This window comes from Candidatus Roizmanbacteria bacterium, from assembly GCA_016700135.1.
Lineage (GTDB): Bacteria > Patescibacteriota > Microgenomatia > UBA1406 > GWC2-37-13 > UBA1450.
Genome location: CP065004.1, coordinates 707,839 through 723,330 on the forward strand (window position 1 = coordinate 707,839; position 15,492 = coordinate 723,330).

Here is a 15,492-nt window from a genome sequence, read left to right on the forward strand (position 1 = left end):
ATACAGGATGGAACGTCTGGAACAAAGGATATATGACGAACAGGGGGCTCATCAGGCTTTATCACGGGTACGGGCTGCATTCAACCTTCTACCGAGGAATGTATTTGTCGTACATGATAATGCTCCGGTCATAGCACATGAATTAGACCTTCCTCTTGAAACAGTCATTGAAGTATTCCAAACTCCGCACCCTGTACTCTTTCCTGATGTGCCGGCTGCTTTTGAGAGAATGTCTGCAGCTGGTTCTTTACCGATTGTGTGGACACAGGGTCATCTCGACCAGGATAAGGATTTTGGATTTTTACAATCAGACCAGGAACTTTCCTTTCAGGCACTGAAGATTGTAAGGTCAGGTCTGCATGGCCATCTTATACCGTTTGGTCAGAGACTTTCCCAGTTGGGATTGCCGCACATAGTCGGAGGTTTTAATAAGTGTGACCCCCGCATAGTTCTTCCTGTGCTTGAAAATGCATGTGAAGGGGGAATTGAGCGTGTTTTTGCCGTCGATGATTTGAGTGATAACCTGGAACAGATGGGAGAGCTGTGTATGAGTACCGGAATCTCCTATGTCCCGCTTCTGATAGACCGAAAGAAAAAAAGCCGGACGGCAGACATATATTCTTTTGATGAATTAACGTTCGTAGAAAATACTTTATACTTCCTGGATCTCGATCGTACACAAATAGATACTGACGGAATGAAGCAGGAGATGTTTGCCAGGCTGGCTTGCTGTATTGAGTAAAGTTAGTCTGAAAAATCACTGTACACGTTGCTCAAGTAATTATGAATTTCATCCTGATGGAGTCCGTAGTAGGTGCCGAGCATAGCCGCAAGATTGATCCCCATAAGCGTCATATAAGGACCTAATTTCCTTTGAGCTGCATCCTGTTTGAGCTGTTGTGCTTCATCAAAAGGGCCGTACTCAGGCGAAAGCTGAGACTGTTTGAAACGGTCATAGGATACTTTAGCGCTGATTGCCGTTGTGACAGCATCACATATTTCCTGGTACGGGACTTTCATCAGAGTTTCTGATGACACAGGGAATCTCCTATCAACGAAATTCCTTACCTGAGGTTGAGAAAGAATTGCCGGTATGCTTATTGCGGCCGCCTGAAGAATTGATCTTCCGGCATGAGTTCCGAAAAACTCCCACCATGCATTACCGCCTTCATTTACGGGAATGGCTTTGGCTTCAGTTTGGGCACGATACCAGCTGGGAAGAAGTCCGGTCATTCCCGAAGTTAAGGCCAGAATCTCTCCGGCAGGAGAACCTTTTGCATGTGCCTGCTGCATGCGTGTCATCGCAAGAAAAGCGTTATTTGTGCGATCAGTGACAGCATCATATAAAGCCCCGTTTCCTTTGCCGTAAGTGCCGTTGAGCTTTGCCATTTTTCCGTCTACGGCATCAGCTATCAGCCCGGCGGAGAGAACGATGAGTGGGGTCATACTTTGTTTTTCCCCATACGGAATCTCCCGTAACTGATACATTTGCATCAATGATCCGGCAGCAACACCGAGTCCGCCGGCTATCGTCACCTGATCAGCTGTAATTTCAGGGAACATCCCATGTATCCTTTCCGTTGTCCACTGGAGAGGAGGGTCAGTCATTTTCCTAAGCCATGAGCGGGTATCGGGCGACTTATCCGGTTGTTGTGGCGGTAATTCGTGGTTCATAAAGAAAGTATTATACTATCATTTTTTGCTGAATAAGTTACGAAAGATATGGCACTCATAGGGAACTAACATCTATGAGTAAATGGGGAGGAGATCAGCTTCGAGTAATTAGGAGTTATGACTGGCAGTACAATAGAGATCTTATGAAAAAGATACGATCTCTATCAGACTACAATCAGTCAGATGTAGCACAAATCAGAAACGATGTTCTGACATTTGCAGAGAAGTACGGGATACAAGCTGCAGTTGATGCATATGGGATATCACGAAGGACATTGTTTCGATGGAGGAAGAGACGGCGAGATTCAGAAGGGCAGTTGGATAGCCTGATACCAGAGACAACCAAGCCAAAGACACCCCGACGTATGGAGACTCACCCGAAGGTCATATCCTTTATCAAAGAGATTCGAGAACAATACTTTTGTTTGGGAAAGGAGAAGATCAAGCCCTTACTTGATGAGTATTGCCTACAGGAAGGAATTTCAACTATATCTGAGTCAACCATTGGAAAAGTGATCAAAAGACACAACCTGCAGCGCAAGACCTACCGGATCTATCACAATCCAGCAAGTGGCTTTGCAAAACGGAAAGTAAAGTACCGACAGAAGGTCAAGCGGTCTCCCAAGGTGGAAGATACCGGATACATTGAGATTGATACCATCACGAAGTTTGTACACGGAATCAAGCTGTATGTCTTCAATGCAGTGGACATCAAACTCAAATTCCAGTTCTCCTACGGATACTCAAAACTCAACAGCCGAAACGGTGCTGATTTTATGAGAAGACTGGAACTAGTATACCCAATACAAGATGGTATAAAAACCATACAAACAGATAACGGCCTCGAGTATCTGGGAAACTTCCATGACTATCTGGAAGAAAACAATATCCCACACCTCTTTATCTACCCCAGATGTCCCAAGATCAATGCCTTTATTGAGCGAGCAAACAGAACACTCCAGGAAGAATTTATGAACCCCTACATCTATACCAAGTGGACCGGTATCGGATCATTCAATCGTCACCTTATTGAATACCTCGTCTGGTACAATACAAAGCGAGTTCACAAAAGCCTGAACAATATTTCACCTATGGATTACCTATTATCTATTTTACCTAAAGAGTGCCATATGTATGGAACTCATACATTTGCTTCACTTCAACACTCAGGCATGTTACAATATCAGGTACAGACACTGATCCCGTAGCTTAATTGGATAGAGCATCAGATTGCGGATCTGAAGGTTGGTGGTTCAAGTCCACTCGGGATCGCAGAATTCGAAGTTTGGAAATAGACAGTAGTCAACGGACCATTGACCAACGACTATAGTCCAATGACTGATAGGGGGCGTAGTTTAATGGTAGAATAGAGGTCTCCAAAACCTTTGATGGGAGTTCGATTCTCTCCGCCCCTGCAGTACTATTTCGTAAGATAAAAAGATCCTCCTATAGCCTGTTATCCTCAATAAACCTAAAGTCAGTCATTGAGTTTGTCTCTGATATATAATAGTAATACATGTCTACTGCTGAACTTATGCTTCCGGCACTTAGACAGAAAGAAGTTGTTTCTAAGTTTCCAGCACTACCAGAGCGGGACGATTCGGTATTGAAACTTCCCGAACAATGGAATGCTGAAGATTTCTGTCACAGTGCCGATCCATATATCTTTCCTTTTGGAAATTCATATGTCGGAATTTTTCAAGTAGATGCGGCACCTGCACGACCCGAAGGTTTATCATATCGATTCGCTCCGTCAATTCCTGCTGTGGGGTCCTCTTCAGATGTTCACTTGCGTTTTGAAAATCATGGCGACAAACTTTTGGAATTCTGGGCTCCTGAGATTTTTCAAACTGGTAATGAATACCACATGCTCGTTGCCGCTTCAAACGGAAACAATATAACTCATCGGATGCAGCACTATACGTCTGATTCACTGATACATTCCTGGCGCTGGTGCGAAGAATATCCCACTCCATCATGGGCGATCGATATGACCTATGTTCCTGAAATTGATGCGCTTATTTATTCAGGCTGGGAGAATGATAATGACGGATTTCCGCAGCATATTTTTGCCATGCCGGCCACCAAGAACCTTCATCCTGCCGGAGATTCAGTAATTATCGGTAGTCCGATACATCCGTATTGTTGTCGTAGTGATGAAATTCTTTGCGGAAAGGGATTACTTGAAGGTCCACAGGCATTAAGGATCAATAATGAATTGTTGGGTTTGTGGGTTGCAGTATCGGGAAGCTGGTCTACTGATTATACACAGGCCATCATGTGGCTTAAAGACTCCGATAATCCATTCAATAGTCAATCATGGGTTCTTGATAGAGAACCCTGGTTTCCTCAGGGTTACGGCATAGGTCATGGGATGACATTGGATATGGGAACAGAGGATCTTGTATATGTGGGTCACAGGAAGACCGTTAAAACCCCGGGATGGGATGATAGAGTATCCTTTTTTATGAATATTCCAAAACGGGATCTGCTTCGGCGTAGAAAAGATGTTTTAGGATGAAATGAGCCTGATTGTCCTATTGAAACTTATAAGCAGATCTAGGATACTGTAAATATGGCTGATCAGATAGAAGAAACACTCCAAGATAATGAAGAGACAGAGACCTATACTCCTTTGCCTGAACATGTCCATAAAGTCCGAAAGTGGAAGCAGATATTTTTTATGAGTCTTGTCCCGTTAGCCATTATTATCGTCGGGATAGTGGTTTATATGAGATATCAGGATTATTTAGCCCAAAAAGGTTCGATCGGTACGATAAGCGATGAAATTCCCCCGACGGCCACACCGATACCGACAGTGACGCCGACAGAAATCATAACCGGCGTTCCGATGGATTGGACTTTGAAAAAATCACAGACGTGCGGAATCTCTCTGGTGATTCCTCCCGCCGAAGAGCCATATATTGTACCGCGGGATCCGAATACCCAACCGTCAGCAACTGACGAAGAGGGCAACTATTGGATATTCGAAGAATCGGACGCTGAGCTCTTCATGTTTAAACATATGACTCGGGCAATTTTCAAGAATCCTGAACGTGCCGGCAGCGGCTATGTTTCAGCAGCCGTTGAGGTTTATTGCGATGACAATACGGATGGATATACTACCGACGAACTTATGGTAACACTTGAGACCAGTCTCGACGAAAATTTTTCCGTTGTTCGGGTAAAAGAAATACTGGATGATCAGAAGTGGGGAGTACCGGTCAAAATGGTACGATTTCAGGGAGGAACATTCGGAAACGAACAGTATTATTTACTTGCTACTGAATCCCACATCTACGCCATACGTTCATTCGGAGGTTCCGCAAATACCGATGTTACCGCAGTAAGAGATCAAATCTTTTCACAGCTGCGTTTTGAATAAATAATTTGGTTTTTAGATAGGGCCTTGTGGTATACTAGACGCAAAATTTATACCCACACTATGGCACATCCGGATATATTGAGGGCATTAGCAGCAAAAGAAGTATTCTCTCTACGGGCAGAGCAAACCGTTTCAGATAAAGTTGATGCAGTAATCCGCATGTATTTTAATCATCCTTCATTAAACGGATACAGTCGGATGAGAACATATCCCGAATACTATAATCCGTCAACTGAACGGTTTGATTCTCTCCTTGCCGGATGCATAGGTGATACCTACAATCCCGGAGAAATGATGATATCGGCACGGACAGGTTTTATCCGTATGATAAGGCCATTTGAGGAAGGAAAAGGTGTGCAGAGATGGGAAGGTCTGACATTATCCCGTGATAAGGGAAATCAATATACTGCCGAATTGGTGAACAAATACTATCATATTGAAAACGGAGAAGCAGTCCCTATTGCGCGGCCGGTTATACACTTTCCTTTAAGGCCGGAACAGATTCTAGAGGAAGCAATACGAGTGTATCCCGACTTTCGTGTCCGCTATGATTTAGTCCGTTAGATCTTTTTAAAGGCCTGATCAAGATCCGCAATGATATCGGCAGGATCTTCAATCCCGACAGATATTCGAATAAGTCCTTCGCCGATACCTGATGCCTTGCGCTCTTCAGGAGACAATTCGGAATGAGTCATCGATGCAGGATGTTCAATCAGACTTTCGACTGCGCCGAGAGAAACGGCAAGTAGGATCATCTGGACAGAGTTCACCAGTTTTTCACCCGCTTTATAACCGCCCTTGATTTCAAACGACATCACTGAACCGAATCCGTTCATTTGCTTTTTGGCCAATTCATACTGAGGATGGGACTTTAATCCGGGATAATATACTTTTTCAACCAGGGGATGACTCTCCAAATATTCTGCTACCTTGAAAGCGTTCTGTTCCTGTTTCCTGAGACGGATCTCCAGAGTAGAAATACCTCTCATTATGAGGTAGGCAGTAAACGGAGACATAGTGGGACCGTAAAATATATAGCTTGAAGCGAAAAGGGGATCCATATGCTTCAGTTTCCCAAGAATTGCACCGGCTATGACGTCAGAATGTCCGCCGATATATTTGGTCAGACTGTGAATGACAATATCGACGCCCATATCATGAGGATATTGGAACGGCGGCGGAGCAAAGGTGTTGTCGATGATCGAAATTAGATTATGTTTTTTAGCAATCCTGACTATTTTATCGATATCGACCACCTCAAGGAGAGGATTGGTCGGTGTCTCGAAATAAATAACTTTTGTAGTTTTATCAATCTTCGAAAGAATCTCATCTTCATTGTTGGCGTCAACCATGTGTACGTTAATCCCGTATCTGGGGAGTATATGAGCGATAAATTCATAGGTTCCGCCATAAAGCACTTTATGAGCAATAATCGAGTCTCCCGCCTTTAAAAAATGGAGCAATGTCAGTGAAATAGCAGCCATTCCCGATGATGTCGCAAGTGCACGTTCCGCATGTTCCAGCGCAGCCAATCGTTTTTCCAAAGCATACACGGTAGGATTCGTGAATCGTGAATAGATAAGCCCTTTTTTCTTACCTGAAAATCGTAGCGCTCCTTCTTTTGCTGTTGGAAACTGATAAGTGGAAGAAGGGTAAATAGGAGGAACAACAGAACCGAAGTGGGGGTCTGCCTTATGTACTCCAATGTGAATGTTTTGAGAAGAAAATTTCAGCCAGTTCTTCATGATAAATATAAATCGATAACTTATAAGTATGATAACATATGAAATAGCGTTTAGAAAGGAAATAACTCATTCAATAAGTATAGAATTATTCACTCCTTTAAAGTCACATACACACCGTTGTGTAATGAAGAAGCTGGAAGTATTACTGTTTTTGACCGTCTTGACCTGGAGGTGTACTGTTCACCTGATTCTGCAGGTTTTGCAAAACCGAATTCAAGGCGTCACTTGCTGGTTGCGGAGCCGCCGGCTGTTGCTGAGAAGGCTGGACAACCGATGCATCCGGTGATTGTACAGCGGATGCTTCAGCTACGGGAGTCTGTTCAGTCTGCGGGGCCGGAGCTGCTGAAGGTTGCTGATCACCAGAAAGTGAAATAGGTCCGATTGAATCATTTGAAGCGGGTGCGGCCGGAGTAATCGGTTCAACAGGTTGTGCTACCGGCATATCTGCTGACGGTGTGACCGTTGAGTCATCCTGTGAAAGCGATTCTACGGCAATCGGTGCGGGTTCTGGGGCTTGAGCGGCAGGCTGGGAGTCTACCGGGGCTGGAGCATCAGCGGGCTGGGATGTATTTTCCTGTTTGGCTTCTTCGGGTTGAGGTGCGGCATCGGCATTCACTGCTGTCGATGAGGCTGCAACCGCAGCTGTCTGTACGGGCTGAGCTGATACAGGTGCCAGTCCAAGTGCCTTATCGAATTCTTCCTGTGTGAAACCCTTCAGTACAATAGGTTCTCCGGAATCCTTTTCAATTTTTGTGACTGGAGTGCCTGCAAAGTTATTTGAGACAGCAAGCATTTCAGTCAGAAAATCACGGTTGGTTTCAAGGTTTTTTTCCTCAAATTCCACATTATTCTTTTTTAAGTACTCTTTCTCAGCCTGTGAGAACTTACAGTCATTGATTGTATAAACGGTAATTTTCATATGATAATGGAATTTGATAACACTGTATCTCTGTCGATACTCCTTTCAATCATTATGATGAAACTCTGATACTTTGTCAAGCTTATATCGTCGGGCTTGATTTGCGCTTCATCATGTACACCGTAATCACAATTCCGACTACTGCAATGCCGATTATTCCCATGAATATCAGGAAATACGGACTGGTATTTGACTGCGGCTGTCCATTAGCAGACGGGGACGGTGAGACCGCTGTGTTTGCCGGTGCAGTCGGAGCAGTAGATCCCGTATCTGCAGAGCGCGGCTGAAAAGACGGCGTAACTGTTGCTCTCGGATTTGTCGCTTCGGTCACATATTGATACGGATTGACTTTTTCTACCTGCATGAACTCATTATTCTGTGCCAAAAACTGTGAGGTTGTCACGGTGACTTTACTCCCGTCTGCAGTGGTGTATGTCACTGTGTACGGATTTTTCGGCAGATGATTGGATGTGATTCTGAAAAAGCCATTCTCATTTGCCTGGACTTGGTAAAGAGGTCGGGGAGAGAATGAAACGTAAATACTCACCGTAGCATTCGGGATAGTATGTCCCGTTGAGTCATATGCAAATCCTTCAAGATAAGTCGGGATCGGTTCAACGGTGAAACTTACAGCTGACTCCTGTGCTGACACCTCAGGAACAAGAGCACTCAAAATTTTCTGAATATGTTTCATGACCGGTGAAATTTTCGTTTGTACCGGATTGACGGTAAGAGGTTCAAAGGAAACTTTGTAATTCTCTCCGGCCTGAAGATCAGTCTGTTTTGCTGTGATATTGTACGAAAAGTTGTTGTCAGGTGAAGGACCGCCTGCGCCCGGTGCATACTCTTTCCGGTCACGGCAGTTCGGGATGCCTGAAAGATTGGAACAAATCTCAAGAACGAGCGTTGCGGGTGCATTGACCCGTCCGGTGATTTCAACAATCCCTCGCGGAGTTGTGTTAATCACGCTGCTCAAGACCTGGAATACGAATTGCGGTCTTTGCTGTCCGGGTTTGACTACCAGCGGAATATTCTTTACCTGACGCGTCCCCGCTTTTTCATAAATCGGCTTGGAATTGGAATAATAGTTTTTTCCTGTCGGATAAATCTTGGCTACTGAGGCTGGGATAGTCACCTGCTTGTCAGCCATGTGCTGATAGACACCGTGCTGTGGTACAATCGTGTAGTAACCTTCAGCACCATAGAATCGATAAAACCCTGCGGCGGTTGACATGAGGGGATTGTCGGTTCCGGGAGGCAGTACTGCATCAAGTCCGCTCGTTGCCTTTGTAAAAGGTCCGGCAGCAGCTTCACTGTAATTAATGGCAAGACTCACATCACCGAGAGGTATACCTGTCTGAGCATCAAATACGATCCCTTCAGGATCCCACGTTACTCCCTGACATGTATCAGAAAGATCGGGGAATGAAAGAGTTGCCTGTTTTTGGCCTGCATCGACAGAACCGATGGTACCTACTCCTTCATTTACACGTGTCCATACGAGAAAACGTCTGGTAAGTGTTTGGTTCGTTCTGCTTTGCCATTCGATTTTTGATGGTACGATTGTGCCTTGAGCATCAGTGCTGATTTTCATCGGATCTTTCTTCTCAAATTCCTGTGATGTACTGTTGTAGTAATATGTCCCGTAGGATTCTCCCGCAGAAAGAGTGTATCCTGTGCTGTTTTTCAGCTCGGTAAAAAAATCACAGGAAGAAGGATCGGGATTGTCTGCTCCGCAGAACAATTCCTGATCGAGGGCTGTACTGCCTGTCGTACAAATCGTTTCGGGAGTGTTGGTCGCGGCGTTTACGACTTCAATACATTCTGTGACGTATGCTTCAGGGCTGCTGGGGGTTGCGGTAAATTCAGGATCAGTTGTCAGTTGGACGCGGTGCACATGATTTGTGGAACATTCAGCATCATCGTCGGTGCACCATTGTGCTTGAAGACAGCTGTATTGCAATCCCGGCAAGGTTTCCTGTGCGTTCACCTTGGAGAAAGGTATCAATAGTAATAAGAAGGTTAGTAGGGATACAAGTCGATATTTGCTCATAATTTTATAGTTGCATACTGATAAAAGAATGTCAACAGTATTTCGATTGCATCATTTTTAAAAAAGTATTATCTTTATCTTATGCCCCAGAAGAAGAAAAAAAACGGAAAAAAATCGCTTCATTTTCTCCCCGTTTTTCTCGGAATACTAGTGTCGTTGGGGCTTCTCGTCAGTGTCTATTCCAAGTTAAACCGCGAAGTACAGGCGGTTCCTTCATATACGTTACGTGTCCTTACTCCAAGTGATCAAATCCGCAACGGCGGCACTTTAGAATTCGGGATAGATTTGGCTCAGTACCGTTCCGGTGAACGTCTGCGGATTGGGGCAAAATTTGATAGCCGGAAACTCCGGCTTGATACGGTGGCAGACGGTGCAGTCGGAGATGTCACATGGACTGTGGAAGGGGATGGAGATGAAAAGAGAATCATTCTTTCTGCTCCGACGCTGAATCGGGATTATGACACTCCTGTTAGATTTGCGGTTTTACGGTTTACCATTGACGATCAGTCCGGCGAGACTAATGCGGATGGTCGGGGTTTTACGGAGATATGTACACTGTTTACTCCTGACGAAACGCAGGCTACGCCGACAACATCGGAAGGTCAACCCACTGCAGAGCCAAGTACCGCCACAGCAGCACCCACAGAACCTCCGGAAACGTTTCCGTCACCGACTCCGATCGATGCGTCCGATCTTGATCGTGACAAGCTATGTATTCCGCTTGAGGTTAACGGTTCGCCGGCAGATAAAATGGACTGGGTCTTTTATCCGATTAATTATGAATCGAATGACTTTGATACATTTTTTGAAGAATCACATCTTGCGGTTTCCCGGTTGGCAGGTACCAATCTATCCGGTTATAGGAGAGAAGTACTGGACAAACAGAATTGGTACATCTTTAATCCCTCTCACAGCAGCGTTCCGGAACAGTACCGCAACAGGAAGATAACCAATGAGAATATGAATGAGTTTCTCCAGGCAGTTCAACCGCTTTGTCCTCATGACCGTTTTGTGATTCTCGTCGGGAATGTCGAGTATCTGAATGACAACGGCAATATCATAGGCGGTCAGGCGGCTTTTTATATCGGGATGATTTATCCGGCAAAAGGACTGTATATGGAAGAAGGAAACGGCTTTGCGCATGAATGGGGACATGCAGCGGCAGCTCTTATGGATGAGTATGATGCCGGACAATGGATATCAGGAGGAGATGCCACGACAGGTTTCAACTGCACACGTGAACCGTCTGATGCAGGTCCCGTCGGTGATCCCTGTCCGTACGGCCGATGTACATCACAGGCAGACGAAGCCAGATATCAAAAAGCATGTCCGAAATGGGATTGTGCTTTGAAAGAGTGTACTGAACTTGAAAGAAGACTTTTTGAGGGAGCGGGTTGTTTCCCTCGCTGCAGCTCACAGCAGGGATATCGTCCGAACAAAATCAGTGTAATGGACGGTCTCGTTTTCGGCGCAGGACCTGATGTCCATAAATTCAACGGCGTCTCATTGTACAGTATTATTAGATACACATTCGGCAACTATCGATAATCTATGAATATTTTCGGAAGAAAAACAACGTATCGGGTAAAAGTCGGAATTGCATTATTTTCGGCAATTCTATTGAGTTTCTTTATCCTTTTAGTATGGCGGCCTAAACAGAATGATATTCCCGTAGAGCCGTATGCAATCCGCCTCGCCCTCACACAGGCAGAAGATAAAACACTCAGTGTCGGTTCCGTCGATACGCTTGCAGGTTATGCGCCGGATTATCAGACAGATATGCAGGACAATTATTACCTAATGAAGATTATGGACCGTGATAAAGTATTATTTACCGGAAAGATGCCGAAATCACAGATTATTGTGAAAGAGAAGATAGACGGTGATGATAAGCGTGCGATATATGAAGAGAAAGGGTGGGGGACATTTGATCTGCTTATTCCGTTTTATGAGACTGCGACTATGCTGGTTTTTACTGATGAGTCAGGTACGGAGATGCTTTCTCTGGACTTGCAGCGTCTGTCACTGCCTACGCCGGAGCCCAAAAGAGAAGCATGCGGTGACGGCATATGTGCCGATGACGAAAATATCCTGATGTGCTACAAGGATTGCTCGTTCTAGGATTATTTATCAAGGAGATTATTCCAATCCTGGACAAATTTATTCAGTCCTTCATCAAGCAATGATCCTTCTTCTTTTACGACTTCATACTGAGTGTAATCGTCATGATATGCAAGCTCTTTGTAAAGGATTGCATGAAGGCCTTCCGTGTCAATTCTGTACTTTTCATCCGGTACCCATCGTTCCTGTTCGATCCAATCGCGGATAATGCTCATGGGAATCGTTACGATGTCGGCGCCGAGGAAGATGGAAGCATAAAAATGATCAAGACTTCGAATTGATGCAGCAAGCACTTCCACATGCTGTTTGTGCTCATTGCGCTTGGAATCGAACTCTTTGTACATTTTGATAATGTTTTTGATAAGATCGAGACCTCTATAACCCCGGTCATCCCAGCGTCCGATAAAAGGCGATACGAATGCAGGTTGAAAAGTCGGTAGGGTTGCTGCATAGACAGCTGCTGCCTGATTCTGATCGAAAACAAGAGTCATATTTACTTTGCCCCCGCCTTTCACAAATTCATTTGCGGCTTTCAAACCTTCTGGAATGGTTGGGAATTTGATATATATATTCCGTCCCCATTTATGCATTTCTTTGGCCTGCGCAAGCATCTGGTCAGCTTTTGTATCCCAATCCGCATATGTCTCGACCGATATCGGTCCGGCTATTTCTTTGTCAATTTTTTCAATGATCTGGCGATACATATTGAGAAGTTCATCTTCTTTCAGTTTGTTTCCTTTTGCAAGATAAGCCTGTACCTCAGGATTTTTGGCGACGAGACTCGGATTTGTGGTTTGTCCGTCCAGGAAACCAAGAAGTGACTTTGCTTTTTTGGTTTCTTCAGGATCCCCGGAATCGAGGAATATTTTGGGTAATTTGATTGACATATCCAAGTAGTATATCGTATTTTGCCTCAGCAATCTAGTAATAAAACCGTAAGATGCATGAAGAAGGTATAATATACTGATGAAACGTATTATTATTGTCACAGTACTTGTTCTTGTAGTCTCGGGTTGGCTGTATTTTTCCGGAGTCGGTGAGCAGGAGCAGAGTACATACACACCGGTTTCTCCAACCATTATCACACCGGAAAAGCCGGTACCCGCAGATATTGCGCACGAGATGATGTTTATTCCGTACTGGAATATTCCTTCAGGTGAAGAAACTTCAGAATATGATTCACTTATTTACTTCGGAGTAGCTCCGGACACTGACGGATCTCTCAAAGAGGATGAAGGTCGGTCAAAACTCGAACTATTTATAGAACGATCTTCATCTGCCAGGAAACAATATATCACCGTCCGTATGCTGAACACGGAAACGAATATTGAGATCCTTGAAAGTCCGGAAGCACAGGAAAAACTGATCAGAGAAGTTACGGAAATTGCTCAAATATACCGATTTGACGGCATTGTACTTGACCTTGAGATGAGTGTGATTCCTTTCTCCGATACTAAGGAAGATATCTCCGACTTTATTGAAAAAGTTTCCGGATCACTTCATCAGGAGAACCTTGAAGTCCTCATTACTCTTTATGGAGATACCTTCTATCGGGGCCGTCCGTATGATGTATCCTTCCTGGGAGAGCAAGTCGACGGTATTTTGATCATGGCATATGATTTCCATAAAAGCAGAGGAGAGCCGGGACCGAATTTTCCGTTTGACCGCAAGGAAGAATACGATTTTAAGCAAATGGTGCAGGATTTTTCGAAAAATGTTGATAACGAAAAAATTACGGTAATATTCGGCATGTACGGCTATGACTGGACACTTGGGGAACAGGGACTTCCGTTAAAGTCAGCTCAAGCAATACCTCTTTACGAAATTGAATCTGACATCCTGCCGGGATGCAACGGAGATTGTACTATCTCGACGGATAAAACTTCTTCTGAAACCAAGGTCACATACTCAGACTCTGAAGGATATGATCATGTCCTGTGGTTTGAGAGTGAAGATTCAGTTGAGGTGAAAATGAAGTATCTTGAAGAGCAGGGGATAGGAAGTATCGGTTACTGGGTGTGGGGATACTTTTAAACTTTCCAGCCCTGTGCTATCCTTCGTGCTTTAATATCCACTTCATAATTTTTTGCTTTTCTACGGATACCAGTACCTATCTGTACCATAACATTTCTCAGCGTTCCTCTCACGCCGATCAAACTCATCAGGTTGCTGTTGACACTCTTGAACTCATTGACATTTATTGCCGTGATGTCGGCGTAGCGGGCCATGTGAGTTGCCTGAGCGGCAATCTGATTTGAGAGCTGTGCACGAAGTGCGACATTCTGACGGGTATCGGGAGTATCTGCATTCTCTGCATTGATTTGGTAGGCTGAAGCTTTCTTGTATTCTGCTTTTAGTTTCTTTATGGTTTGCTCCATCGCCGTCATTACTTTCGGAGCCATTTGAATCTCTCTCATAAGCTGCTGCATCTGAATGCTTTTTTCAGCTACTTCCTTCTCAAACGGCGTCATTTCCTCACCCTTTTTGAATCTTTCCACCAATGACTTTACAATAAGTTCCCGTGCATGTCTGTTGGCGGTAAGTCTCTCACTGGCTTCCTTTGCCGTAATTTTCCCGTCGATGAGATCCTGCTGTACCTGTTGAAGTTCTTGGTCAAGCTCTTGTTTCCTTTGTTCCGTTGTTTGTTCCTTTTGTTGATCTTTCTCAGCCACGGCCTTATCATATTCAGCTTTTTTCTTGTCGTGCTCGGCTCTTTGCGCGTTTACATATGCGTCTTTCTGATCCTGTGTCCAGTCACGGCGATTTCGATCTGCTTCAATCTGATCCCGGATTGCCTTCTCGTCGAATTTACCCGGATCAACTGGTTCCGACGCTTCCGGTGAAGGAGAGGCATCGGGCAATGTATCTTCTGCCGCCGCTTCTGCGTTCGGCTTTCCGTATTTCTCGTTCAATCTATCCTTGTCAGTCACATCTTCCGGTGTAAGTGAATCAGGTTCAGCTGCATTCAACTCATCCCTTCTGTCGCGCTCTGCAACTTCTAGTTTTGACTTTGTAAGTTCACGTTGTTCTTGAGGGGTAAGATCTTTTCTTTTTTCTAGGTCGCTGATACGGGATGTAAGCTTGTCTCTGACTGATTCAGGTTCGGCGTTTGCGCCAGTCGGTTCGACATCTGTCAAATCGGCAGGGGTTCTTCAGGAGCTCCAGCATCTGCGCCATCAGCAGCGGCAGCTGCTTCTGCTGCAGGACTAGACGGGGCAGGCGGCTCAACAAGATTTCCGTCGACCGGCGGGACAGTGCCCTCAACAGGTGTCGAATCAACAGGAAGATCTCCTTCAAGCGGTGTAGATAATGGGCCAACCGGCGGCATTTCCGGAGCAATAGGTTGAGTGGAGGGCACATCAGGAAGAATGGCATCCATGTTCTTCAACACTGCTTCCGGTTGAAAATCTCCCATGATATCATCGGCAAAAGCTCCTTCAGCGCCTCCTCCTACAGCTGCTGACAAATTTTCCGCAGCGGCAAGATCCGGGGTGAATTGGGTGGCTGCCTCGGCTGCAGCCGGTGCTGCTTGAGAGGCTACATTTTCTGCAAGGTTTGATACTATTTCCGCTCCTGCTGATACTCCGTCTGCCAT

General features: G+C 45.0%; 15 protein-coding genes and 2 tRNA genes. 10 read left to right on the plus strand and 7 right to left on the minus strand.

What is annotated here, in order from left to right; all coding sequences use genetic code 11:
* Positions 1-7: 7 nt before the first annotated feature.
* The gene (locus tag IPM65_03760) at positions 8-742 is read left to right on the plus strand and encodes a hypothetical protein (protein ID QQS44684.1); all 735 of its coding nucleotides are present in this window, start codon (positions 8-10) and stop codon (positions 740-742) included.
* A gap of 2 nt (positions 743-744) precedes the next feature.
* On the opposite strand, the gene IPM65_03765 is transcribed toward IPM65_03760, so the two are convergent.
* Entirely contained in the window at positions 745-1,674 is a 930-nt protein-coding gene (locus IPM65_03765) for a CDP-alcohol phosphatidyltransferase family protein (GenBank protein QQS44685.1), read from the minus strand.
* A 74-nt stretch (positions 1,675-1,748) separates the two neighbouring features.
* Between IPM65_03765 and IPM65_03770 the strand changes: the two genes are divergently transcribed.
* The 6 genes from IPM65_03770 (at position 1,749) to IPM65_03795 (ending at position 5,623) form a co-directional block, all read left to right on the plus strand.
* Positions 1,749-2,882, plus strand: a complete 1,134-nt coding sequence (locus tag IPM65_03770; protein QQS44686.1) for a transposase — start codon at positions 1,749-1,751, stop codon at positions 2,880-2,882.
* Positions 2,873-2,946 (plus strand) — tRNA-Arg (locus tag IPM65_03775). Before IPM65_03770 ends, IPM65_03775 begins: the two co-directional genes overlap by 10 nt.
* 72 nt (positions 2,947-3,018) lie before the next feature.
* A tRNA-Trp gene (locus IPM65_03780) sits at positions 3,019-3,089 on the plus strand.
* A gap of 101 nt (positions 3,090-3,190) precedes the next feature.
* Positions 3,191-4,195: a hypothetical protein gene (locus IPM65_03785; protein QQS44687.1), complete on the plus strand. Its 1,005-nt coding sequence runs from the start codon at positions 3,191-3,193 to the stop codon at positions 4,193-4,195.
* A gap of 54 nt (positions 4,196-4,249) precedes the next feature.
* The gene (locus tag IPM65_03790) at positions 4,250-5,059 is read left to right on the plus strand and encodes a hypothetical protein (protein ID QQS44688.1); all 810 of its coding nucleotides are present in this window, start codon (positions 4,250-4,252) and stop codon (positions 5,057-5,059) included.
* A 60-nt stretch (positions 5,060-5,119) separates the two neighbouring features.
* Positions 5,120-5,623 (plus strand): hypothetical protein, encoded by a 504-nt coding sequence (locus IPM65_03795; protein ID QQS44689.1) that lies wholly within the window; start codon positions 5,120-5,122, stop codon positions 5,621-5,623.
* On the opposite strand, the gene IPM65_03800 is transcribed toward IPM65_03795, so the two are convergent.
* The 3 genes from IPM65_03800 to IPM65_03810 all read right to left on the minus strand — a co-directional run bounded on the left by IPM65_03800 (position 5,620) and on the right by IPM65_03810 (position 9,776).
* Positions 5,620-6,804, minus strand: a complete 1,185-nt coding sequence (locus IPM65_03800; GenBank protein QQS44690.1) for an aminotransferase class I/II-fold pyridoxal phosphate-dependent enzyme — start codon at positions 6,802-6,804, stop codon at positions 5,620-5,622. The genes IPM65_03795 and IPM65_03800 overlap by 4 nt on opposite strands.
* A 142-nt stretch (positions 6,805-6,946) precedes the next feature.
* Positions 6,947-7,723, minus strand: a complete 777-nt coding sequence (locus IPM65_03805) for a hypothetical protein (protein QQS44691.1) — start codon at positions 7,721-7,723, stop codon at positions 6,947-6,949.
* Positions 7,724-7,805: 82 nt separating this feature from the next.
* Positions 7,806-9,776, minus strand: coding sequence for a hypothetical protein (locus IPM65_03810; protein QQS44692.1), 1,971 nt, complete (start codon positions 9,774-9,776; stop codon positions 7,806-7,808).
* 81 nt (positions 9,777-9,857) lie between these two features.
* Between IPM65_03810 and IPM65_03815 the strand changes: the two genes are divergently transcribed.
* Together IPM65_03815 and IPM65_03820 are read left to right on the plus strand one after the other, a co-directional pair.
* Entirely contained in the window at positions 9,858-11,324 is a 1,467-nt protein-coding gene (locus IPM65_03815) for a hypothetical protein (protein ID QQS44693.1), read from the plus strand.
* Between the two features lie 3 nt (positions 11,325-11,327).
* Positions 11,328-11,897 carry a hypothetical protein gene (locus tag IPM65_03820; protein ID QQS44694.1) on the plus strand — a complete coding sequence of 190 codons (570 nt, stop codon included), beginning with the start codon at positions 11,328-11,330 and terminating at the stop codon, positions 11,895-11,897.
* 2 nt (positions 11,898-11,899) lie between these two features.
* Here IPM65_03820 and IPM65_03825 read toward each other — a convergent pair whose 3' ends face one another.
* On the minus strand, positions 11,900-12,784 hold the full coding sequence (locus tag IPM65_03825) for a transaldolase (GenBank protein ID QQS44695.1): 885 nt from the start codon (positions 12,782-12,784) through the stop codon (positions 11,900-11,902).
* A gap of 79 nt (positions 12,785-12,863) precedes the next feature.
* On the opposite strand from IPM65_03825, the gene IPM65_03830 reads away from it, so the two are divergent.
* On the plus strand, positions 12,864-13,931 hold the full coding sequence (locus IPM65_03830; GenBank protein QQS44696.1) for a hypothetical protein: 1,068 nt from the start codon (positions 12,864-12,866) through the stop codon (positions 13,929-13,931).
* On the opposite strand, the gene IPM65_03835 is transcribed toward IPM65_03830, so the two are convergent.
* The gene (locus tag IPM65_03835; protein QQS44697.1) at positions 13,928-15,034 is read right to left on the minus strand and encodes a hypothetical protein; all 1,107 of its coding nucleotides are present in this window, start codon (positions 15,032-15,034) and stop codon (positions 13,928-13,930) included. The two genes, IPM65_03830 and IPM65_03835, sit on opposite strands and share 4 nt — an antisense overlap.
* Complete coding sequence (locus IPM65_03840) at positions 15,031-15,492, minus strand: hypothetical protein (GenBank protein QQS44698.1); 462 nt, start codon at positions 15,490-15,492, stop codon at positions 15,031-15,033. The genes IPM65_03835 and IPM65_03840 overlap by 4 nt, the downstream gene beginning before the upstream one ends.